The sequence below is a fragment of the Maribellus luteus genome (assembly GCF_003576475.1).
Taxonomy (GTDB): Bacteria; Bacteroidota; Bacteroidia; order Bacteroidales; family Prolixibacteraceae; genus Draconibacterium; species Draconibacterium luteum.
Genome location: NZ_QWGR01000117.1, coordinates 1 through 659 on the forward strand (window position 1 = coordinate 1; position 659 = coordinate 659).

General features: G+C 74.1%; 1 protein-coding gene. It reads right to left on the minus strand.

Annotation, left to right across the window (positions count from 1 at the left end):
* Positions 1-11: 11 nt before the first annotated feature.
* A partial coding sequence (locus D1614_RS24075) for a TetR/AcrR family transcriptional regulator (RefSeq protein ID WP_162304623.1) occupies positions 12-659 on the minus strand: 648 nt, incomplete at its 5' end.

Here is a 659-nt window from a genome sequence, read left to right on the forward strand (position 1 = left end):
GCAACCCGCATTCAGCCGGCCGCCAGTCCGGCGTCGAGCAGACGCACCACCCGGCGCAGCTGTTCCGAGCGGTCGGCGGCGCCGTCGGCCAGCACCACCGCCGGGTGGCTGAACGGCGACAGGGCGGTGAACACGTCCTGGGCCGAGGTCGGGCCGACGCCGGGCCAGCGCCCCTCGGCGGCGCCGTCCTCGAGGATGATGCGCAGCTGGTCGCGCAGGGCGTCGAGATGGGCCTCGACCGGGCCGCCGCCGGCGCGGTCGGCGGCCTTGTCGAAGGCGGCGAACATCTCCGGGTCGGCCGAGACCTTTTCGCGCTTCTGCCGATGCAGGGTCAGGGCCCAGCGCGTCAGCCGGTCGGCGGCCGGGCCGTCCTCGGCGGCGATCGCGGCCAGCGGCGCCTCCAGCCGGCCGAGCCAGCGGCGCACCAGCTGCTGGAACAGGTCGGTCTTGGAGCCGAAGTAGCGGTAGACGTTGGCGTGGCTCATGCTCAGGGCGCGGGCGACGTCGGTGACCGCCAGCTTGTCCGGCCCGTGGCGGCGCAGCAGGGCCTCGGCGGCGTCGAGGATCCGGCTGCGGACGTCCTCGGAGGTCTGGTCGGCGTCGGTGGGCATTCGGCGGATATGCGGCGGGTTTGAACCTTCGGACAAGGCCTTCGCCAT